The organism is Chryseobacterium taiwanense, from assembly GCF_000813825.1.
Lineage (GTDB): Bacteria > Bacteroidota > Bacteroidia > Flavobacteriales > Weeksellaceae > Chryseobacterium > Chryseobacterium taiwanense.
The window spans coordinates 185,783-207,670 of sequence record NZ_JWTA01000010.1 but is presented as its reverse complement, the minus strand read 5'-3'; the positions used below and the strand labels follow the sequence as shown (position 1 = coordinate 207,670).

The 21,888-nt window shown below is 34.1% G+C and carries 23 protein-coding genes; 19 read left to right on the top strand and 4 right to left on the bottom strand.

The window, feature by feature from the left end:
• Nucleotides 1–127: 127 nt before the first annotated feature.
• The 14 genes from RM51_RS13160 to RM51_RS19155 all read left to right on the top strand — a co-directional run bounded on the left by RM51_RS13160 (nt 128) and on the right by RM51_RS19155 (nt 14,605).
• On the top strand, nt 128–1,351 hold the full coding sequence (locus RM51_RS13160; RefSeq protein ID WP_039370277.1) for a 3'-5' exonuclease: 1,224 nt from the start codon (nt 128–130) through the stop codon (nt 1,349–1,351).
• A 17-nt stretch (nt 1,352–1,368) separates the two neighbouring features.
• Nucleotides 1,369–1,548: a DUF5808 domain-containing protein gene (locus RM51_RS19645; RefSeq protein ID WP_039370274.1), complete on the top strand. Its 180-nt coding sequence runs from the start codon at nt 1,369–1,371 to the stop codon at nt 1,546–1,548.
• A gap of 244 nt (nt 1,549–1,792) precedes the next feature.
• Nucleotides 1,793–2,995 carry a diaminopimelate decarboxylase gene (gene lysA, locus RM51_RS13150; protein WP_185095008.1) on the top strand — a complete coding sequence of 401 codons (1,203 nt, stop codon included), beginning with the start codon at nt 1,793–1,795 and terminating at the stop codon, nt 2,993–2,995.
• 189 nt (nt 2,996–3,184) lie between these two features.
• The gene (locus tag RM51_RS13145; protein ID WP_039370268.1) at nt 3,185–4,918 is read left to right on the top strand and encodes a thiamine pyrophosphate-dependent enzyme; all 1,734 of its coding nucleotides are present in this window, start codon (nt 3,185–3,187) and stop codon (nt 4,916–4,918) included.
• Nucleotides 4,918–6,153, top strand: coding sequence for an MFS transporter (locus RM51_RS13140; RefSeq protein WP_039370266.1), 1,236 nt, complete (start codon nt 4,918–4,920; stop codon nt 6,151–6,153). The genes RM51_RS13145 and RM51_RS13140 overlap by 1 nt, the downstream gene beginning before the upstream one ends.
• Before the next feature lie 92 nt (nt 6,154–6,245).
• Nucleotides 6,246–6,731, top strand: a complete 486-nt coding sequence (locus RM51_RS13135; protein WP_039370263.1) for an energy transducer TonB — start codon at nt 6,246–6,248, stop codon at nt 6,729–6,731.
• 5 nt (nt 6,732–6,736) lie between these two features.
• Entirely contained in the window at nt 6,737–7,153 is a 417-nt protein-coding gene (locus RM51_RS13130) for an energy transducer TonB (protein ID WP_039370261.1), read from the top strand.
• A 53-nt stretch (nt 7,154–7,206) separates the two neighbouring features.
• The gene (locus RM51_RS13125; RefSeq protein ID WP_039370258.1) at nt 7,207–7,938 is read left to right on the top strand and encodes a hypothetical protein; all 732 of its coding nucleotides are present in this window, start codon (nt 7,207–7,209) and stop codon (nt 7,936–7,938) included.
• Between the two features lie 145 nt (nt 7,939–8,083).
• On the top strand, nt 8,084–9,520 hold the full coding sequence (gene miaB, locus RM51_RS13120; RefSeq protein WP_039370349.1) for a tRNA (N6-isopentenyl adenosine(37)-C2)-methylthiotransferase MiaB: 1,437 nt from the start codon (nt 8,084–8,086) through the stop codon (nt 9,518–9,520).
• A gap of 60 nt (nt 9,521–9,580) precedes the next feature.
• On the top strand, nt 9,581–10,009 hold the full coding sequence (locus tag RM51_RS13115; RefSeq protein WP_039370257.1) for a hypothetical protein: 429 nt from the start codon (nt 9,581–9,583) through the stop codon (nt 10,007–10,009).
• Nucleotides 10,010–10,085: 76 nt separating this feature from the next.
• On the top strand, nt 10,086–11,378 hold the full coding sequence (locus RM51_RS13110) for a sigma-54 interaction domain-containing protein (protein WP_039370255.1): 1,293 nt from the start codon (nt 10,086–10,088) through the stop codon (nt 11,376–11,378).
• Nucleotides 11,379–11,393: 15 nt separating this feature from the next.
• Nucleotides 11,394–12,101 (top strand): hypothetical protein, encoded by a 708-nt coding sequence (locus RM51_RS13105; protein ID WP_039370252.1) that lies wholly within the window; start codon nt 11,394–11,396, stop codon nt 12,099–12,101.
• Nucleotides 12,091–12,639 carry an LptE family protein gene (locus tag RM51_RS13100; protein ID WP_039370346.1) on the top strand — a complete coding sequence of 183 codons (549 nt, stop codon included), beginning with the start codon at nt 12,091–12,093 and terminating at the stop codon, nt 12,637–12,639. The genes RM51_RS13105 and RM51_RS13100 overlap by 11 nt, the downstream gene beginning before the upstream one ends.
• A gap of 1 nt (nt 12,640) precedes the next feature.
• Nucleotides 12,641–14,605: a hypothetical protein gene (locus tag RM51_RS19155; RefSeq protein WP_052248504.1), complete on the top strand. Its 1,965-nt coding sequence runs from the start codon at nt 12,641–12,643 to the stop codon at nt 14,603–14,605.
• Between the two features lie 259 nt (nt 14,606–14,864).
• Here the strand turns inward: RM51_RS19155 and RM51_RS13085 are convergent, their stop codons facing one another.
• From RM51_RS13085 to RM51_RS13070, 4 genes are all read right to left on the bottom strand, one after another.
• The gene (locus RM51_RS13085) at nt 14,865–15,470 is read right to left on the bottom strand and encodes a DUF4126 domain-containing protein (RefSeq protein ID WP_039370245.1); all 606 of its coding nucleotides are present in this window, start codon (nt 15,468–15,470) and stop codon (nt 14,865–14,867) included.
• Between the two features lie 54 nt (nt 15,471–15,524).
• Entirely contained in the window at nt 15,525–15,899 is a 375-nt protein-coding gene (gene rnpA / locus RM51_RS13080) for a ribonuclease P protein component (RefSeq protein WP_039370242.1), read from the bottom strand.
• 135 nt (nt 15,900–16,034) lie between these two features.
• Complete coding sequence (locus tag RM51_RS13075; RefSeq protein WP_039370240.1) at nt 16,035–16,760, bottom strand: tRNA threonylcarbamoyladenosine dehydratase; 726 nt, start codon at nt 16,758–16,760, stop codon at nt 16,035–16,037.
• On the bottom strand, nt 16,753–17,379 hold the full coding sequence (locus RM51_RS13070; protein WP_039370237.1) for a TatD family hydrolase: 627 nt from the start codon (nt 17,377–17,379) through the stop codon (nt 16,753–16,755). Before RM51_RS13070 ends, RM51_RS13075 begins: the two co-directional genes overlap by 8 nt.
• A gap of 97 nt (nt 17,380–17,476) precedes the next feature.
• Here RM51_RS13070 and RM51_RS13065 point away from each other — a divergent pair, with 97 nt between their 5' ends.
• The 5 genes from RM51_RS13065 to porD all read left to right on the top strand — a co-directional run bounded on the left by RM51_RS13065 (nt 17,477) and on the right by porD (nt 21,841).
• Entirely contained in the window at nt 17,477–18,106 is a 630-nt protein-coding gene (locus RM51_RS13065) for a TetR/AcrR family transcriptional regulator (RefSeq protein WP_039370234.1), read from the top strand.
• Between the two features lie 102 nt (nt 18,107–18,208).
• Nucleotides 18,209–19,204: an outer membrane protein assembly factor BamD gene (locus RM51_RS13060; protein WP_039370231.1), complete on the top strand. Its 996-nt coding sequence runs from the start codon at nt 18,209–18,211 to the stop codon at nt 19,202–19,204.
• Between the two features lie 41 nt (nt 19,205–19,245).
• Nucleotides 19,246–19,569 carry a DNA-directed RNA polymerase subunit omega gene (locus RM51_RS13055; RefSeq protein ID WP_039370228.1) on the top strand — a complete coding sequence of 108 codons (324 nt, stop codon included), beginning with the start codon at nt 19,246–19,248 and terminating at the stop codon, nt 19,567–19,569.
• 123 nt (nt 19,570–19,692) lie between these two features.
• Nucleotides 19,693–20,895, top strand: a complete 1,203-nt coding sequence (coaBC, locus tag RM51_RS13050; protein WP_039370224.1) for a bifunctional phosphopantothenoylcysteine decarboxylase/phosphopantothenate--cysteine ligase CoaBC — start codon at nt 19,693–19,695, stop codon at nt 20,893–20,895.
• 37 nt (nt 20,896–20,932) lie between these two features.
• Nucleotides 20,933–21,841: a type IX secretion system protein PorD gene (gene porD / locus RM51_RS13045; protein ID WP_039370222.1), complete on the top strand. Its 909-nt coding sequence runs from the start codon at nt 20,933–20,935 to the stop codon at nt 21,839–21,841.
• Nucleotides 21,842–21,888 lie beyond the last annotated feature (47 nt).

The window sequence follows — 21,888 nt, the reverse complement described above, 5'->3', positions numbered from 1 at the left end:
ATTTTAGCAGGATTGTCACTCTCTTGAAATAAGAGAAATTGGCATAAGTTCTGTTATTATTTTAACTAAGTTTAGGACTTTTTAATGAAGAGGATTATTAATAGTATTCTAAAAATATAAAATTTAAATGTATTCAATAATTGACATAGAGAGTAATGGTGCAGGTTACAGAAAAGAATGCATTATAGATATTGCTGTTTACAGATACGATGGTCAGAAGATTGTTGACCAGTTTATTTCATTGGTGAATCCGGAAAGTGACATCACTCCTTTTGTGCAGAAACTTACGGGAATTACCCCGAAAATGGTCAAAACAGCTCCTAAATTTCATGAAATTGCCAAAAGGGTTGTTGAAATTACTGAAAACACAACTTTGGTAGGTCACAATATAGAATTTGATTACAGGATGCTTCGTCAATCTTTTCAGAGATTGGGTTATGATTTTAAAATCAATACGTTGGATACAATTCCTTTGGCGAAAAAGCTAATTCCGGATGAAGTAAGTTATTCCCTTGGAAAATTGGTAAAATCTCTCGGAATTCCTTTGACGAATCATCACAGAGCTGAAGGGGATGCAAGAGCAACGCTGGAATTATTCAAGCTTTTGGTATCAAAAGATACTGAAAACGAAATCGTTCAAAAACAGTACGACGAAACGAATGCAAAAACGTATATCAATAAAATAAAAGAACTGACTCAGGATCTTCCTAACGAAAAAGGGTTTGTGTATTTTCAAAATGAAGGCGGGAAAATCATTTTTTCAGATCATGTGCAGGATATTAATAAGTTTTCGAAGAAGGTTTTTAATTCCAAATCTAAAAAGTGGGAAGCAATTCAAAATGAAGTAGAGCAGATTAATTATGAACTTACCGGAACGGATATTATTGCTAAGCTGCTGTTGAATTCTAAAGGAATTAAGAAAAGAGATCCGCTTCCGTTTGGGTTATATTACAGAAGTGATAAATATGTGGTTGAGAAAAATAAACTTAATAAAGTCGAAAAGCCTATCCTGAAATTCAGGTCATTTACGCAGGGTTCAAAAGCGATACAGTTTATCTCAAATCTTGAAGAATATAATGATGTTGAAGCTTTAAAAAATAAAATTGAGTTTAGAAAAAGAAATGAGCTTTGGCTTGGACAAGGAAGGAAATTAGGCGAAAAATTATTCCTGATTATAGAAAACGGGAAAGTGATGTCTTATGGATTTTACGAACTTTTCACACAGATTCAAACCTTAAGTAAGCTTTCAAAATTGAAGATCGATCTGCAATATCAATCTTCGGATTTGGTGAATGAATTACAATTGGCTTTGCTTCGAGGTGATTTTGAAACGCTGCCTTTGCCGAAGTAATGTAAAGCAGATACATTATGAATGGTTTAAATGAAAAATCTTCTCACTGGAAGTTTGGCTTTTTTTATTACAACAAAGAAGATAAAAGAATATTTCCTCCGAAGAGGTTCGGGTTTGGCTGGACGGTAAATTTTGCCAATCCATTATCTGTTTCTCTATTTTTATTGATTTTGATTATAATTGGCCTCATTTCATAGTTGTTGAAATAAGTTGATATTTACATTTTGTAAGAATTCGGGGCAGTTTTCTCAAAATAAATAGTATTTTTGCAAAAAAATAAGTAAAAGCAATGCAAAATTTTAAACAAACTAAAACTGGAAAGAAGGGAACTGTAAAGTTCTCTAAGGTTTGGAATATTTAAAGAGTTGTCTTGCATAAAAAATAATCATTGCGGCAGACTCTTTTCGAAGAATCTGCCCTTTTTTATGTTAAAATGAAATTATGAATCCAAAAGAATTATTAAAGATCGCCAATGAGTTTGGCACCCCGGTGTACGTTTATGACGCTGAATCCATCAAAGTTCAATACGAAAAACTGACATCTTCTTTTTTAAAACACACAAAGTTCTTCTACGCGGCAAAGGCGTTGACAAACATTAACATTCTTAAATATGTCAAGAACTTAGGTGCTTCTTTGGATTGTGTTTCAATTAATGAAGTGAAACTAGGCTTAAAAGCTGGGTTTCCAAAAGAAAAAATACTTTTCACTCCGAATTGTGTAGACTTGGCTGAAATTGAGGAAGCAATGACTTTTGGAGTGCATATTAATATCGATAACATTTCTATCCTTGAGCAGTTCGGGAATAAATATGGAAATACATATCCTATTCTGGTAAGAATCAACCCACACATTTTCGCAGGAGGGAACTATAAAATTTCTACAGGACATATCGATAGCAAATTCGGGATTTCTATTCACCAGGTTCGTCACATCGAAAGAGTGATGAAATCTACTAACCTGAATGTGGAAGGTCTTCACATGCATACAGGAAGTGAAATCAAAGATCCTGATGTTTTCTTACAGGCTTTAGATATCATGTTAGAACTTTCTGAACATTTCCCGAATCTGAAATATTTGGACATGGGAAGTGGTTTCAAAATTCCTTATCAGGATACCGAAGAAGAAACGGATGTAAAAATATTAGGTAAAAAAGTAGAAAAAGTAATCTCTGAATTTTCAAAAGCTACAGGGAAAAAATTCGAATTGTGGTTTGAGCCAGGAAAATTCTTGGTTGGAAAAAGTGGATATTTATTGGTAAAAGCTAACGTAATTAAACAAACAACCGCTACTGTTTTTGTTGGAGTAAACTCAGGATTCAATCACCTGATCCGTCCAATGTTCTACGATTCTTATCATGTTATCGAAAATTTATCTAATCCAAAAGGGGCAGAAAGGATTTATACGGTAGTTGGAAATATCTGCGAAACGGATACTTTTGCATGGGACAGAAAACTGAATGAAGTAAGAGAAGGGGATATTTTGGTTTTCCATAATGCAGGAGCTTATGGTTTTGAAATGAGTTCAAACTTTAACTCAAGGCTGAAACCTGCTGAAGTTCTTTTCTTAGACGGAAAAGCTCATTTGATCAGAAAAAGAGATGAATTTGAAGATCTGTTGAGAAATCAGATTGAAGTGATCAATTAAAATACTAAAACTCTGCAAGAAATTGCGGAGTTTTTTTATGTTCTTAAGGTAATTTTAATCGGAAAGCATCTTTTAAATATTTATTATTCCCTACATTTGATAGAGACATAAACGATTAATCCAAGTTTATCTCTAAATCCATATTCACATCCGTTTTTTCAGATAATTATAACACCAAAACATATTATTATGGCTAAAAACATAGCAGAGCAGATTGTAGAAATGCTCGAAAACGCCAATGTGAAAAGAATTTATGCAGTAACAGGTGATAGTCTCAATCATTTAAACATTGCTGTAAAAAAAAGCAGTATCGAATGGATTCATGTACGACATGAAGAAGCCGGTGCTTATGCTGCTGCGGCAGAAGCTGAACTCGATGGTTTTGCCGTTTGTGCAGGAAGCTGTGGACCGGGACACGTTCATTTGATCAATGGAGTATATGAAGCACATCGTTCTCATGTTCCTATGTTGGTAATTGCTTCTTCTATTCCAAGTGATGAAATGGGAATGGATTACTTTCAGGAAACAAATACCATAAAATTATTTGATGATTGTAGTCATTATAACCAAATGATTACAAGACCGGAGCAGGTTCAAAGAACTGTTCAGACGGCGATTCAGCATGCAATATCAAAAAAAGGTGTGGCTGTGATCGGTCTTCCGGGAGATGTTTCTGAACTGAATGCTGAAGAAGCCACAACTTCCAATAAAGTATTTAAGACCAACCCGATTATCCGTCCGTCTGATGAGGAACTGAATCAATTGGCCGATCTGGTTAATGAAAGCAAAAAAGTCACCATTTATTGTGGAATTGGAGCTGAAAACGCGAATACTGAAGTAGTAGAATTATCAAAATATTTAAAAGCACCTGTTGGGTATTCTTTCCGTGGAAAAATGGCTATTCAGCCGAATAATCCTAATGAAGTGGGCTTGACGGGGCTTTTGGGGCTCCCTTCTGCTTATCATGCGATGCACGAAGCGGATTTACTTATTCTTTTAGGAACAGATTTTCCTTATCAGAAATTCATGCCTGTTAAAAATAAAATCGTTCAGATCGATGAAAGTCCGGAAAGATTGGGAAGAAGGGCGAAGTTGGAATTAGGATTAGCAGGTGATGTAAAAGAAACCATCAAAGCTTTATTACCTTTATTAAATGAGAAGACAGATGTTCATTTCTTAAATCAGCAATTGGAATTCTATGAAAAAGTAAAAGAAACCCAATTGACTTATGTAAAAGATTTCGGAAAAGAAAATGCAATTCAGCCTGAATTTGTAGCACATACTTTAGATAAATTGGCTAAAAAAGATACCATTTTCACTGTAGATACAGGAATGTGTTGTGTTTGGGGAGCAAGATATATTACCGGAACTGGTGAACGAAAAATGTTGGGGTCATTCAATCATGGTTCTATGGCGAATGCAATGCCAATGGCAATCGGAGCATCTTTGGCTCATCCTGAACGACAGGTAATTGCAATGTGTGGAGATGGTGGTTTATCGATGCTATTAGGTGATATGGCAACTATTTTTCAGTATAAATTACCCGTAAAACTGATTGTTTTCAATAATAGAGCATTGGGAATGGTAAAACTGGAAATGGAAGTAGGAGGAATGCCCGATAACGAAACGGATATGATCAATCCTGATTTTGGAATGATTGCACAAGCGATGGGATATCCCGGAAAAAATGTACATAAGCCGGAAGAAGTGGAAGCTGCTATTAAAGAATGTTTGGAATACAACGGCCCTTATTTACTCAATATTTTTACGAATCCAAATGCGTTGGCTTTACCTCCTAAAATTGAATTTGAACAGGTTGTGGGAATGACGAAATCTATGGCACAACTCATGTTGGGAGGGAAAATGGAAGAAGCTTTAGATACTGTCAAAACAAATTATAAACATATTAAAGGGTTGCTATAATGAGTGCATCTTTAAAAAAATATTACGTCATAGCCTGGCTTTTCGGGTTGGTCTTTTACTTTCTGGATTACGTGATTAGATCGGCTCCGGCGGTAATGATTCCTGAATTGGTCAATAATTTTAATACCACCGAGCTGAAACTTATCAGCATGGTAGGAACTTATTATTATACTTATTCTACCTGTAGTTTAATCGCAGGAGTTGCTTTAGATAAATTTGGAGGGAAAAGATCTCTTTTTGTTGGCGCTTTGATTTTAGGGATTGGCTGTTTGTTATTTTTGATTTCCAGTCAGGTTGCGGGTGTTTCCGGAAGATTGTTGCAGGGAGCCGGTTGCGCTTTTGCATTTCCGGGCTGTGTATATCTGGCTAGTAAAGGCTTTTCTTCAAAATCTTTGGCTACGGCGATTGGAGTTACTCAGTGTATCGGAATGTTGGGCGGAACAGCAGGACAGTTTGTAGTTGGTCCGTGGGTTGAAGAAGGGGTAAATATTGATACATTTTGGCTTTGGTCAGGAATTGTTACCATTATTACTGCCTTCTGTTTGTTTTTTGTGATTCCGAAAGAAGAAAAATCAGAAGAGTCTACAGAAAAAGGAACGAAATCGATTGGTTATCTTGAACCCTATAAAATAGTTTTTAAAAATCCTCAATCTTGGCTATGTGGAATCATATCAGGACTATTATTTGCTCCGACAACTATTTTTGCCATGACTTGGGCAGTTGCTTTTTTTGAAAAAGATAAAGGTTTTGTTTTTCATGATGCGGCGATTACCAGTGCGATGGTAGCTTTTGGATGGGTTTTTGGATGTCCTTTATTAGGTTTCATCACCGATAAAATAGGAAGAAGGAAACCCGTTTTGGTTGGAGGGGCAATTGTAATGATAGTAAGTTTATTACAGTTAATTTATCTTCCTGATCTATATCCTGCGAAAATAAGCATGTTTATTCTTGGGTTGGGTTCCGGAGCGGCTATGATTCCTTACTCAGTCATTAAAGAAACCAATCCTGATTTTGTAAAAGGAAGTGCGACAGGAGCGATTAATTTTATCACTTTTGGAGTTACGACTTTATTAAGTCCTGTTTTCAGCAGATGGTTTGGAAAAAGTCTAGGGCTGTCTGCAGGAGATTTACACTTTCAGCACTCTGTGCTGTTTTGGATTTCAGGAATTGTCTTGGCTATTATTGTTTCATTGATGTTAAAAGAAACCGGTAGTAAAGCTCAGGCCAGTGTTTAATTAAAATAATAAAAAGGAATTTCACTCTATAGCGAAGTTCTTTTTTTTGGTGTAATTTTGGCATTTGTAATTCATAATCTAAAAAGATACAGATGAAAGCAATAGCATTATTTATAGGGCTTTTTTTAGCAAATTTTACTTTTGCACAAACAGATCTGGAAGATAGAGATGAATCTTTTATTGTAGAGAATAATAAGAATCTTTTGAAGATTGATATCAAAGAACCTTTTTTACAGATTGCGGCGAAGAATTGTAATGATTTTAAAGCAGCAAGTTATGAAGGCGGAGCTGCTGCTTACAAAGAAGTACTGAAAAAATATATGTATACTTATCTTAATTCTGATTTCTACACATTGTCGGGGGATTTTACGTTTACTTTAACGATTGATGCTACCGGAAAAGTAGTTGATGTTTCAGGAGATCCAAAAGTATTAAACAGTGAAGTGTTTTTTGATGATATGCAATATGTGGTAAGAAGAATTAAAAAAAACTGGTCTCCCGCTACCTGTAACGGACAACCTATAAAGTCTGAAATGAAACTTAAGATGAATTTCTCATCAATGTCGGCGGACATGTAAATTGTATGAAAAAAACTATTATAACCTTACTTTTATTCTTTATTGGCTTTAAAGGATATTCTCAAGAGAATCAACCGCAAAAAGAAAATATAACACTCTCACAAAACGCTGAGTTTCCAGGTGGAGATTCGGCTTTTGCTAATGAATTTCTAAAAATGGTTCATGCTTATATTGATCTGCAAAAGTATGCGGTAAACGGAAAGTTTGTTTTCGTTTTTGACGTAAATCCGGATGGTAAAATTGGAAATCTTGATGTCTTACCAAAAGTGAAGAATAGTGAAATGTTTATAGAAGACATGGAATTCGCTATCAAAAAAGTAAAAAAGAAATGGAAACCGGCTATGAAAGACGGGCAACCCGTGATTTCTAAAAAAATAATTAAAATCAACTTTACAACAGACCATTTTGACCATGGAGATTAGTTGAAGTTTAATTGTGATTAAAACACACTAAAAAATGAATTAATATTTATAACATGAAACTTAAAATTTTTATTCTTATTCTCTCAACTTTATTTATAAGCTTTAATGCACAAGTCTTATACAATTATCCGAAAGGTCAGACATTTTACGAAGGAGGAAGACAGGGTTTTAATGATGATATTCAGGAGATTGTTGTCAAAAATAACATGAAGCCTTGTGAAAAAACAGAAGCGTTATTCATGAGATTTATAGTTTATCCAGATAGCAAAGTTAAATATGTTGCAGATACAGATACGGTTGCAGTTAAGAATAACAAATGTATGAAGGATAAAGTTTTGGAAATAATGAAAAATGTAAAAAACTGGAAGGTGGCAGAAGTAGATGGTAACAAAACAGCGGCGATGTTTTGCACTCTTTTTACGGATGATTTGTTATTTAAAAACAAATTCAGTGAAATTGATTTTTCAATGCCTGTTTACATGCATAAAGATAAAGAAAGTAATATTATGAAGTTTAGAGAAAACTTTGTGAAATGCTTTGATGCGAATGGATATAAAGCTAATGTAGATTACTCATTCACCATTAATTTTGATGTAGATACAAGCGGAGAGGCTGGCTTTTTTTATATTGACAACCAATCTAATTTGGAAAAATTTAACAGAATGGTTGTAGATTGTGCATCAAATACAAAAAAGTCCTACTGGAAACCTAGTTATTACAAAGGAGTGCCTGTTAAACAAGTTTTCACAATGCCTATAAGATTTAATGCAAATTATTCTAATTAATTCTAAAGTTATTTTTACTCCAAATTTTTTCTCTGACATTCTGTCACAATATTTTGTATCTTTGCAAATTAATTCAAAAGTTCAAAGTTTAAAAATCAGGTCGTGAAACCTTGAACTTTAAATATTGAACCTTAAACAGACAATTGTGCAAGAAAAATATATAGACGAAACAAAACAAGGAGAAGCTTTTGCTATTGCAGAAAGAGAGGGGAACTCTAAGAAATTATTCTTGGAGAGTTATGGGTGTCAGATGAATTTCTCTGACTCTGAAATTGTTGCATCAATTCTTAACGAACAAGGCTACAATACCACTCTGAAAGTTGAAGAAGCTGATCTTATTCTTTTAAATACATGTTCGATCCGTGAAAAAGCGGAGCAAACGGTGAGAATGCGTCTTTCTCAGTTCAAAAATCTTAAGAAAGAAAAACCAAATATGACGGTGGGGGTTCTTGGATGTATGGCTGAAAGATTGAAAACTAAGTTCTTGGAAGAAGAACAATTGGTTGATCTTGTTGTTGGTCCCGATGCCTACAGAGACTTACCAAACCTATTGAAAGAAACCGAAGACGGTAGAGATGCTATTAACGTAATTCTTTCAAAAGAAGAAACATATGCAGACATTAATCCCGTTCGTTTAGGAGGAAATGGTGTTACAGCTTATGTTACGATTACGAGAGGTTGTGATAATATGTGTACGTTTTGTGTAGTTCCGTTTACAAGAGGAAGGGAAAGAAGCCGTGATCCACATTCTATTTTGGATGAATGTAAAGATCTTTGGAACAATGGATATAAAGAAATTACATTATTAGGTCAGAATGTTGACTCTTATCTTTGGTATGGAGGTGGACCTAAAAAAGATTTTGCCAAAGCATCAGAAATGCAGAAAGCAACGGCTGTGGATTTTGCTCAATTGCTTGATTTAGTGGCTAAAGCTGTTCCTGAAATGAGAATCAGATTCTCGACCTCAAATCCTCAGGATATGAGTCTTGATGTATTCAGAATGATGGCGAAGCACGAGAATATCTGTAAATATGTTCACTTGCCGGTTCAAAGTGGAAGCAATAATATGTTGGAAGCAATGAACAGACAACATACTCGTGAAGAATATTTAGACTTAATTAAAAAAGCTAAAGAAATCGTTCCTGATGTTTCGTTTTCTCAGGATATGATCGTTGGTTTCTGCAACGAAACTGAAGAAGATCACCAAGATACATTAAGCTTGATGAGAGAAGTAGAATATGACTATGGTTATATGTTTGCTTACTCAGAAAGACCTGGAACTCCGGCTCACAAGAAAATGGAGGACAATATTCCTGCGGATGTTAAACAAAGACGTTTGGCTGAAGTCATTGCTTTGCAAGGGGAATTATCAAGAAACCGTATGAAATCTTATGTAGGAAAAACGCACAAGATTTTAATTGAAGGAATTTCTAAAAAGAATAAAAACCAGTGGAAAGGAAGAAACTCTCAAAACGCGGTTTGTGTATTCGATATGTTGGAAGGCCAGAAAATTGGTGAGATTGTGAATGTTTTTGTATTCGACAATACACAAGGCACACTTTTGGGGGAAACTGTGAAATAATCTTTTCTCAGAATTATATATAACAAATTAGTATCATTATTAACTTTTAAAACTCAGACAATGGAAAAATTTCAGAAATATTGCCTCAGTGTTTTATTGGTAATAATTTGTAGTAATATTTCAGCCCAGATCAATAATGGCTCATTAGAAAATGAAGATTGTAGATTCTATGAAATTTACAATCAGTTTTTAAACCATGAATGTGAGGGCTCACGAGAGTTTTGTGTAAAAGAAAAATCAAGATCTAATTTTGCCATTCATCAGAAGCAAAATATCATTGATATTGTTGGGAAATCTCTATTTGAAAAACATCAATATCGATCTTGTACAAATAAATTAGAAGCTAATTTTTCTGAAAAAGAAAAACATGATCTGCTTCTAAAGAACTTCGAGAAAAGCAGTAAGGAAAATTTCTTTGCTGAAATTTTATATTTTAAAGCTAAAGTTACAAAGGTTAGAAACAAAGATTATTTGAATTTGATTGGTTAAAATTTAATCCATTTTAAACCAATTCAATGTCTACATACCGTAGATCAAATTTAAATCAACAATCTAAAATTTACTTATGAGTAACGAGTTACAAAATATAAAAAACCGTTTCGGGATCATCGGAAACTTTCCTGCTTTAAACCGTGCCTTGGAAAAATCAATCCAGGTGGCGCCTACAGATATTTCAGTCCTTGTGATTGGAGAAAGTGGGGTAGGAAAAGAATTTATTCCTAAAATCATTCATTCAGAATCCAAAAGAAAACACCAACCTTATATCGTTGTAAACTGTGGAGCCATTCCGGAAGGAACAATCGACTCTGAATTATTCGGTCACGAAAAAGGAGCGTTTACAGGAGCTACAGCAACAAGAAAAGGATACTTTGAAGTAGCAGACGGAGGAACGATCTTTCTTGATGAGGTAGGAGAATTACCTCTACAAACACAGGTTCGTTTGCTGAGAGTCTTAGAAAGCGGTGAATTCATGAAAGTAGGATCGTCACAGGTTCAGAAAACAAATGTAAGAATCGTAGCGGCTACCAATGTGAATATGATGAAGGCAATTCAGGACGGAAGATTCCGTGAAGACTTATATTACCGACTTAATACTGTGCAAATCGATATGCCTGCTTTAAGAGAGCGAAAAGGAGATATTCATTTGCTGTTCAGAAAGTTTGCAATAGATTTTGCTGAAAAATACAGAATGCCTGAACTGGAGCTGGAGCCAAGTGCTGTTCATTATATTGAAAATTATACATTTCCGGGGAATGTTCGACAATTGAGAAATTTGGTTGAACAAATGACGGTGGTAGAAAGAAACCGACATATTACGGTAGAAAAATTGGCAGAATACATTCCTATGGATGCCCATTTGCCAATGGTTGTTAATCAGCCGAATGCTCAAAAACAAAGCGATTTTGGTAGTGAAAGAGAAATTATGTACAAAATTCTCTTTGATATGCGAAGCGATATAAATGATTTAAAATCCTTAACTTCGGAATTAATAAAGAACCGCGGAACTAATGATTTAAGCAATCATGAGAAAAATTTAATCAATAGAATTTATACTCCTGAAACACAGCAGAATGTAGCGCCAAACTCTTTACTGTATTTTGAAAATCAAAACAATAATAATCAGCATATTCAAAATCCTACCATTATTGCCAATCCGGATGATAATTTTGAGGACTTTGAAGATATTGAAATAGAAGAAAATAAACCGGAATCTCTATCCCTTCAAAACAATGAAAAGGATTTGATTGTTAAGGCGTTAGAGAAGCATAATGGACGTAGGAATAAGGCTGCAGACGAATTGGGAATTTCACAAAGAACTTTATATAGAAAAATAAAACAATATAATTTAGAAGATTAACATCCAACACAAAAAATGAAAATAAATTTAGTACCTAAACCCATCAATTTTAAGTTCGGAGAATATATCAATAAAGGAATTGAACTTTTAAAGAAAGACTTTGGAAATGTTTTTGTAGGATTTTTAATGTGCTTTATCATGTCGATTATTCCTTTCTGCGGACTTTTAGCAGCGGGAAATTTTTATAAATACCTTCGAAAGCTCAATAGAAATCAGCTGACAAGTGCAGGAGAAATTTTTGATTTCAAAGACTTTATGCCTTATTTTATTTTACAGTTGATTATCATTGCAGGTGTCATTGTTTTATATATTCCGATAATGATTTTGGCTGTTTTAGCGGGATTAACATCAGGTGGAAATGGTGAGCCAAGCGCAGGAGTCATGATCTTTATGTTCCCGTACATGTTTTTAATGATTGTAGCACTCTATTATTTCTTATTGAGAGGGTTTTACATTATTCCGTTAATTAGCTTTAAAGGAATTACAGATATAAAAACAGTTTGGAATATTTCAACGGCGATGACTAAAGGTAATTTGTGGTCAATTTTACTTTTTGCAATTGTGGTGGGAATTTTATCTCAAATTGGTATTTTGGCTTGTGGAATCGGTATTTTTATTACCATTCCGTTTATGTATGCTGCTAATTATTTTGCTTATGAAGATGCTATTCAACAAATTGAGTATGATGAAATTACAGAAATCGGATCTAAAAATGAATTTTAAAATTAAAAATATCAAAATCAATCAGCCAAAAACATTTTGGCTTTTACTGCTTTGTTTAAATGTGCTGAATTCCTGTTATAGCTTTTCAGGTTCCTCTCTTAAAGATGAAAAAACCATTCAGATTAATGAATTCCCAAACAATGCGGCATTGGTAAACCCTGCATTGGCACAACAGTTTTCTACAGACATTCAAAACAGATTCTTACAAAGAACTACGCTTAAAGGAACTAAACAAAATCCTGATATTTTAGTGGAAGGAGAAATTACAGATTATGCTATTAATCCTACCACGATTAGTTCAACGACTTCTACCACAAGTGCAGGAGTTATTCAGGATTCACAGAATAAATTGACGATTACAGTGAAAGTTCATTACGAAAACAAGATTCATCCTGAATTAAGTTTTGACAGAACATACACGGATGAAGCAACTTTCAATAGCAATTTATCTCAAAGTGATATAGAAACCTCTCAGGTAAAAATTGTCAACGAAAGAATTATTAATAAAATATTTAACGATATTGTAGCAAACTGGTAAGATGAATCCTAGAGTTTTAGAGCTATTAAAAAATCCGAAAAACATTCAGCCGGAAGATATTAATCTTCTGAGAGGAGAGATCGATGCTTTTCCTTATGTTCAAAATATCAGAGCATTACATTTATTTGGAGTGCATCTGTATGAAAAAGAAAACTATCAGAGAGAACTTTCTACTACGGCTGCATATACTACAGATAAAAAGATTCTTTACCAGCTTATCAATGGTAAAATTCAGCAGAAGCCTAAACCAAAGATTCAAGAACCTGTTGTTCATGAAAATAAAATTGAGCAGGATCTTAATAATACTCCTAAACAACATTTCTACCAAAGCAGTAGTTTCCCTCTGAGAAGAGAAAATGAAACTTCAAATGATACTGATGATACTTCGTGTGCTGTACAATCCGGACAAGAGGTTACGTATGTGTATGTAAACGGAGAGAAAAACCGAATTCTGTTCGAAGGAGAAGAAAATTTCCTTACAGAAGAACCTGTACAGACAATTACTCTTAGTTCAGATTCTTTAATGGCTTCAAATCATGAAGTTTTTGAAGAAATTGAAGAGTTTGAGCCGGAAACGATTATCGAAGAAGAAACCATCACTTCTGAGCCTGAAAAAGAAGAGATTTTAGAAGACTCGGAATTAAGTTTCCATGAAACGGAAGCTTCCCTTTCTGATATTCATATTCAGGGTAATGAAGAACAGGAAATTGTAATTGATGAGGTAAAAGAAGAAAACGAGGCTGTAGAGACTGCGGAATTTACTCCTGAGAAAATCATTAATGAAGATAAAATTTCTTCAGAAACAGAAAATATCCAAGATAAGGAAGAATTGAGTTTCCATGGAATGGAGTCTTTCTTACCGGAAGTGAAAATTCAACCGAATAATCCTGAAGAAGTTATTACTGAAATTCTTCAACCGAATCTGAATAAACATGAAGATGAAATACGTCGTTTGATAGAAGAGGTTGAGAAAAAAATGAAAGAAAAGGCTGCCTCTGAGCAAGTAGTAAAAGAAGAAGAGCCGGAAATTACTGGTCACGAAATCAGCTTTGCTGAAACTCAAAGTTTTGAAACGGCATCAATTGTATCTCAAGCTAAAGAGGAAGTGGAGCCGGAAAATACAATAGAAGAAATTCAACCTGAAGTTGTAGATGTTGTAGAGCCGGAGAAAGAAAGTACTGAAGAAAAAACATCAGCAGAAGAAGTTGTAGAGACGAAATCTGCTTGGAAGCCAATGTCTTTTGAATCAAACCTTCCGGATTCTTTACTTAATAAACCTGCGGAAACGATTATTCCAAAAGTAGAATCTGTTCAAGAAGAAATTCCGGAGCAAAAAGAAATGTTGCCTGTTATAGAAGAAGTTGCTGCCATAACTGAAGAGAAATCAGCTCCAATAGAAGAACCTGTTGAAGAACTTACAGTAGAGGAGGAAGTCTCTGAGAAGACCGAAGAAAATAAAGAAGATGTTCCTGTGATGAATGTGTCTTTCTTTAGTTCAAATTGGACGATTGCCCAACCTGAAAAAGAAGTTCAGAATATAATTGAGGAAAAAGAAGAAATTAAAGAAGAAAAGGTAGAAGAAACTGTGGTTGAAGCTCCCAAGGCAAATCTTCTAGACAGTAATGTTCCAGGATTTATCAATACTTGGCAAAGTTGGTTGAAAATCGACAGAACCGAAGAAGTTGAAAAAGAAAAAGTTGAAATCAAAGCGAAGGCTATTGAAAGCTTTATTGAGAATAATCCGAAAATCAGCCAGTTAAGAGAAGAAAGTACCTATGTGGTGAAAGAAAAGAATGACGATATTTCCCATTTAATGACTGAAACACTTGCGACCTTATATTTTGAGCAAAAGCTGTATACAAAAGCCATAAAAGCATTTGATATACTGATTAAAAAGAATCCGGAAAAAGAAGAATATTTTAAAAATAAAATTCAAGAAATAAAAGATTTCCGTAGTAAAAACTAGATCATATTAATGAACCTACTTGTAATCACGCCATATGAAATAATATTGTTCGCTGTTGCTGTTATTGTACTGTACATTGTAGCGATTTCGACACTCTTTAAAAATAAATCGGGTATTTTACCTTACTTAGTTCTGATTTTATTTCCAGTTTTAGGTCCTCTCGGGATTGTTTTTGGAAATTATATGAAGAAAATAAAATAAAAAAAGGCGGCTGAAAATTCATTTTCAGCCGCCTTTTTTATAATTGAAATCAAAATTTTCATTCTGAAGCCGTTTTTTTATTATGTCTAAGCTTTTTCCAGGCCTTCCTTACTATAGAAAGAGCCAGAAAAATGAAAATAATAGCAAGTATTCCTGCAATAATAGGAGTCGCCATTGCTAAAACAGACATAAGTCCTGCTCCTGCAGTTTCGGTGGTTCCTACTACCGGATTTGCCACTCCTCCTGTTGTCGCAGTAGATGCTGCACGAATTCCTGCAAATCCCGTACTGATGGTCGCAGCGGTTCCTCCTCCGGCAATCAAAGCTAAAGCCCACTGAGGAAATGTACCTAAATCCGCAAACTGACTCGCAAATAGAATAGAGCCAGCGATTGTAGCCATAGGAATAGAAATGGTATCTAAAAGGTGGTCTAAAAAAGGAATGTAATATGCTAGAATTTCAAATACCATCGCTACTCCGGTTGTAATAAGCGTAGGAAGCCCAGAAAGCCATTCAAAACTTTCACTCATAGGAATCCAATGAAAATAAGAAGCTAAACTTACTGCAAAAAGAGGAAGGAAAACCCGAAATCCACTTGCTGCAGCCAAGCCAATACCAATAAATGCACTTATGATATAAGGAAGGTAAGGAATATTATCTAACATTTTATTTTTCAGATTAATAGTTCCTTTTAAAGGTACAAAAAAATAGAAGAATGTTTATTGTCTTTTTTGAGAGGTGCAAAGTTTTATAAACTGCTCTTCTACATCCTGAAATTTTGCTGGAATCTCCGAAGAAACCCAAAACAGCATGGCAAATGTTTTCTCTCCGAAAGCCTCTTTAAAAACGTCTTTATTTAGACGATAAGCTTCTCTCAAAAGTCTTTTTACACGATTACGGTGAACTGCTTTTTTGAAATATCGCTTAGAGACCGAAACCCCGAATTTTCCTTTTTCAATAGAAACAGTAGGTTTTTCCTTCAGAACAATAATTCTTAGATTGCCATTAGTTTTCCATTTACCTTTTTCGAAAAGTAAAGCAATTTCTGTCTCTTTTTTGAGTTTTTCGGCTTTGGAATATTTGAAGTCTGTCATTTACGGACTGTAAATATAGTGGAATTTTAAATTAAAATGCTTCGATTTCGCTTAGTGTGGTACTACTAAAAATATTTGGTAGTAAAAATGTCATGCTGAGCGAAGTCGAAGCATCTCGTCATATTTTATAAAAGCTTAGTCTTTCTTCACCAAATGATTGATTACTTCTGCAGCAGCATATAATCCAAAAATAGCTGGAATATAGCTAATTGTTCCGTAAAAAGACCTTTTGTAGTTGGTTCCGTCAGTCATTTTTAAGCTCTCTTCATTTTGAATCTCATTAGAAAACACACAACGGATTCCCTTGTTTATTTTCTCTTTTTTCAGCCTTTTTCTTATCTGTCTTGCTAAATGACAATTGTGGCTTTTGCTGATGTCTCTCACCATGACTTTGCTTGGGTCAGCTTTTCCGCCGGCTCCCATAGAACTTACGACCTTTATCTTTCTCCTTCTTGCAGCAATTAATAACTTAAGCTTGGGAGTCACACTGTCGATGCAGTCAAGAATGTAATTGAAGTTTCCTTCATCAAGAACCTGATCCATTCTTTCAGGATTCAGAAATTCATTGATTTTAATTAAAGACAATTTAGGATTAATATCTAAAAGCCTTTCTGCAACGACTTCTACTTTATGCTTTCCCACTGTTGAATGCAACGCAGGAAGCTGTCTGTTAATATTCGTGATATCCACGGTGTCTCCATCCACAATCGTCATATTTCCAACTCCTGCTCTGGCCAGAAATTCTGCAGCAAAAGAGCCTACTCCTCCCAATCCAACAACCAAAACGTTAGCTTTATTCAGCTTTTCCAATCCTTCCTCTTTGATGAGAAGTTCCGTTCTTTCCAACCAATATTTATCCATGTCTTATGATCTCTAAATTTTCTAAAATCTGTTCATTTAATACTTCCAGAGAAATCCCTTTTATTTCGGCAACTTTTTCATACAATGTTGCGATTTCAAAATCCTCGTTATCCGTTTCCAGAAAGATTTTGTTTAAAGGGGTAATTTTCAAAGTATTCTGCAAAGATAAATTATACAAAACTGCTTTTCCAAAACTCAGATAAAAATTATTTTTAAGAAGATCATGGGCAATGCTTTCTTTTTTGTTGAATCCATGAATAATCATCGCCTGATTGGCCTTTTTTCTGAAAGAAATTACTTCATAAAATTTCCGTACACAATGAATGATGATCGGTTTTTTGAGCTCATTAGAAATTTCTATTTGTCGTAAGAAAACTTCTTCCTGAATGTTCTGTTCAATAGGAACAAACGAATCTAAACCGCATTCACCAATCGCAAAACAGTTTTCCGTAATATTTTCATTCAGCCAGTTAAGCTGTTCCGTTATCTTGTCATAAAGAATGTCTTTAGGATGAATTCCAACAGAATATAAAGAATCCGGAATCTTATCAGTAAGATCCAAATTGTAGATTCCGAAAGAAATATTTTTCTTATGATGATGAAAATCAAAATAATCCATGAACAAAAATACGATAATTTAAGACTCAGATAAAAATGCTAAACAAACGTTTATAAATATGTTAAAAATTTCCTAACTTTACTCAAACTCAATCCTCATGAGAAAAAAGTTTACTGAAAAGCAGATTCATATTTTAGACATAGCCGAAGAGCTGATCGCAAAAAAAGGATATGAAGGAACTTCCGTAAGAGATATCTGTTCCAAAGCCAATATAAATGTTGCCATGATTTCATATTATTTTGGATCTAAAGAAAAAATGATGTCTTATCTCTATCAATACAGAGTTTTGAAAACGAGAGAAAATTTTTCAGAATTTGCTGATACGATTAAAGACGGTAAACCTGAAATGCAGATGAAGGAAATGATTAAATTTATCGTAACACAACTTTTTAAATATAATTATTTTCACGGTTTTGTAACGCAGGAACTTAGACATACGGATAACCTGAAAGATGAATTGCTGGATTTCTATCAGCTTTTTGTAAAGAAAATAGATGAAGTTATCAAAAAAGGGGTAGCTTCAGGAGTATTTACTTTTACTCCAAAACCGGAAGATATTCTGACAACCATTATTGGGTCTACTTTATTTGTGATTAGAAACAGAAATTTCTATGAATTGTATGTTCCTCATAAAAATGAAGAAACCTATGTAAAAGAAGCTGAGAAAAAAATCAGAATGAATCTCTTATTAAGTGTTTTTGCAATTTTGGGATACGCTGCAGACTAAAATTACGTTAAATAATCATAAAAAAAAATCTTTTGGCAAAAAAGTTATATTTTTGCAAATTAGTAAATCGGCTATAAAATCCGAAAACTGTTGAATTTTTATATGAAAAAATATATTTTAGGTCTTTTTGCACTAACGGTTGTTGTGTCATGTGTAAGCCAGCAGGAGAGAGCATTAAAAAGTGCTGACAAAAACTTCATTTTAAAAGCAGCAAATGAAAACTTTGCAAAAAAGAAGTGGAAAAATGCGTTGGCTCTTTACGATAGGCTTACGAATTTAGTAGCAGGGACGGATGATTTTCCTAATGTAGGTTTCAATACGGCATATGCAAACTATTATGATAAAAGCTATAAACTGGCAGGACATCAGTTTAAAAATTTTGCAGTAAGTTTCCCGAAAGATCCTAGAGCAGAAGAAGCAGCTTATATGTCTGCACTATGTTACTATGAAGGATCTATGGACTATAACTTGGATCAGTCTAGTACAGAATTGGCAATCAATGAACTTCAGGATTTCATCAATAATTATCCAAACTCTGAAAGATCAAAAAATATCAATACGTTGATTGATGAGCTTTCTTATAAACTGGAATTTAAAGCATACGAAAACGCAAGACAATATTTCAAAATGGGAGATTACAAATCTGCCAATGTAGCGTTGGAGAATGTGTTAGACGATTTCCCAAGTACAAAACTTCGTCCGAAAATCTATGACTTTATCATGAAGTCTCGTTACGAATTGGCTGTGAAGTCGGTATACGATTTGAAGGATGAACGTATTGAAAGTGCTCTTTCTTTTACAAAACAAGTTGAAAAAGAACTTCCTAATACAGAATATTCGAAGACGGCTTTAGATCTAAGAGAAAAATTAGAGAGAGAAAAGAAAAATTTTGTCGTTGTAAAGAAACAAACTGAGGCAAGAATTGCTACTCTTACGGAGAGACAAAAGAAGGAAGCAGCTAAGCTTGCAGATAAAGCAAAGACTGAGCAGCAGCTGAAAGATCAGGTTTCTGCAGAGAAGAAAGCCATGCAAATTCAAAGAGATAGTGCAGCGCTTCAAACACCACCTCCGGCAGCGACTTTCAAAATTCAAAGATAATTTGTAAATTTGCCATCTTAAAATAAAATAAATTTCTCAAAATGAGCGTAAAAGATACAAAAGCAGAAGTAAATACGATTACTTACGATAAAGATAAGATTGAAGATAAAGTAGGTTCAATCTATGAAGCTATTGTTATCATGGGAAAAAGAGCAGAGCAGATTAATGCAGAGATTCGTACAGAATTGCACAATAAACTGGATGAATTTGCTGTTCACAACTCTACATTGGAAGAAGTTTTTGAAAACAGAGAACAGATTGAAATCTCTAAACACTATGAAAAACTTCCAAAACCAACTTCTATCGCAATTGAAGAATGGTTAAATGATGATGTATACTTCAGAAAAACGGAAGATAGAAAGTAATCTTTTGTGTTTTACATATACAAAGGTCATAAAGAAACTTGTTTCTTTATGACCTTTGCTATTTTATATAATGGCTGTTATGGGAAAAATAAGTAAATTAGTGATTCAAAAAAATAAAACTCAATGAGTGTTTCCGGCAAAAAGATACTAATAGCCGTTTCTGGAGGAATTGCAGCTTACAAAATTCATTTCTTAATAAGAGATTTTGTGAAAAAAGGGGCGGAAGTTCAGGTGATTATGACTCCCGATGCAGAAAATTTTGTTACAAAATTGAGCCTGTCTACCTTATCAAAAAAACCGGTGTATACGGATTTTTATGGAGATAACGGAACCTGGAACAGCCATGTAGAACTTGGATTGTGGGCAGATGTAATGATTGTTGCTCCATGCACATCCAATACATTATCGAAAATGGTTCACGGAACCTGTGATAATTTGGTAATTGCAACCTATATGTCAGCGAAGTGTCCCATATTCATTGCTCCTGCAATGGATTTGGATATGTATCAACACCCTTCTACAAAGAAAAACCTAGAATTGGCTGAAAGTTACGGACATTATATAATTCCGGCTGAAAATGGGGAATTAGCAAGTGGATTGGTAGGACAGGGAAGAATGGCAGAACCAGAAACCATCGTAAAAATTCTTGAAGACTTTTTTTATTCAGCTCAGCATAAAACATTAGAAGGGAAAACTATTCTTATTACAGCGGGACCAACCTATGAAGCTATTGATCCTGTTAGATTTATAGGCAATCATTCTTCAGGAAAAATGGGTTTTTCATTAGCGGAAGAGGCGGCAAAAAGAGGAGCAAAAGTGATCTTAGTTTCAGGCCCAAGTGCCGAAAAAACAAATATTCAGAATATTGAAATCCATAGAGTAACGTCTGCGAAAGAAATGCTTGAAGAAGTATTCAAGTTCTATGAAAATGTAGATATTGCTATTGCAAGCGCGGCGGTTGCAGATTATGCACCCAAAGAAGTTGCCAAAGAGAAGATCAAAAAGAATGATGAGAATCTAACCATAGAGCTTGTTAAAAATCCGGATATTCTAAAAACGATGGGTGAGAAAAAAGATCATCAGTTTTTGGTAGGATTTGCCTTGGAAACTCAAAATGAAGAAGAAAATGCCAAAGGAAAGCTGGAAAAGAAAAATCTGGATATGATTGTTCTGAATTCTTTGAGAGATGAAGGAGCCGGTTTTAAAAACGATACCAACAAAATCAAAATTTTCACAAAAACAGAGAAAACAGAATTTGATTTGAAATCTAAAGATGAAGTAGCAAAAGATATTTTCAATTTTATTGAGAATCAGCTATTAAAATAATTTTTATAAATTTCCGTTCTCAATTTTTAAATAAACAATGAAAAGAATTTTAAGCATATTTTTTATATTTTTCCTTTATAATATCAGTTTTTCTCAGGAATTACTTTCCACAGTGCAGATCAACGCTCAGCAAATGGGAGGAAGTAATCAGCAGGTATATAAAACATTGGAAAAGAGTCTTAGAGATTTCATTAACAATACAAGCTGGACAGGGAAGAAATTACAGAATTTTGAAAAAATCAAATCAAATTTTGCGATTGTCATCAGTGAAAAAAATGGGAATACCTATAAAGGAAGTATTGTAGTACAGGCAGTTCGTCCCGTATTCAGTACAAATTATGAATCCCCCTTAATTAATATTCAGGATACGAAATTCGGATTTGAATATGTAGAAAATGAAAACCTGATCTTTAATGAAAGACAGTTTTCAGGAAAAAACCTGATTGATGTGATCAGCTTTTATGTATATCTGATTTTAGGGTATGATGCAGATAGTTTTCAGTCGATGGGCGGAACGCAGTGGTTTACAAAGGCACAGCAGATTGCTCAGAACTCTCAGAATAGAAATTACGAAGGGTGGGCTCAATTGGGAACAGAAGGACCAAGAACAAGAGGTAATTTAATTAGTACGTTATTGAATTCTAATACCAATCAGCTAAGAACTACTTTTTATACTTACCATAGAATCGGGTTAGATGGTCTTTATAATCAGGATCAGACTCCTTCTAAAAAGGCCATTTTTGATGCTTTAATGCAATTAAAAATATATGAAAATACATTCCAGCAGAACTATGCTTTCAATGTTTTTATCGAAGCAAAAAGTGATGAAATTTTCAATATTTTCAATTCAGGGAATAACGGAGGAATTATGCTAGGTGATTTAAAGCAATTGATGATTGTTTTTGCTCCGAAACATACTGATTCTAAGTGGAATAAATGGAAGTAAGAAAATCTGTTCTTAAATCTTAATTTGAAATTTTATATTTGCAGTAT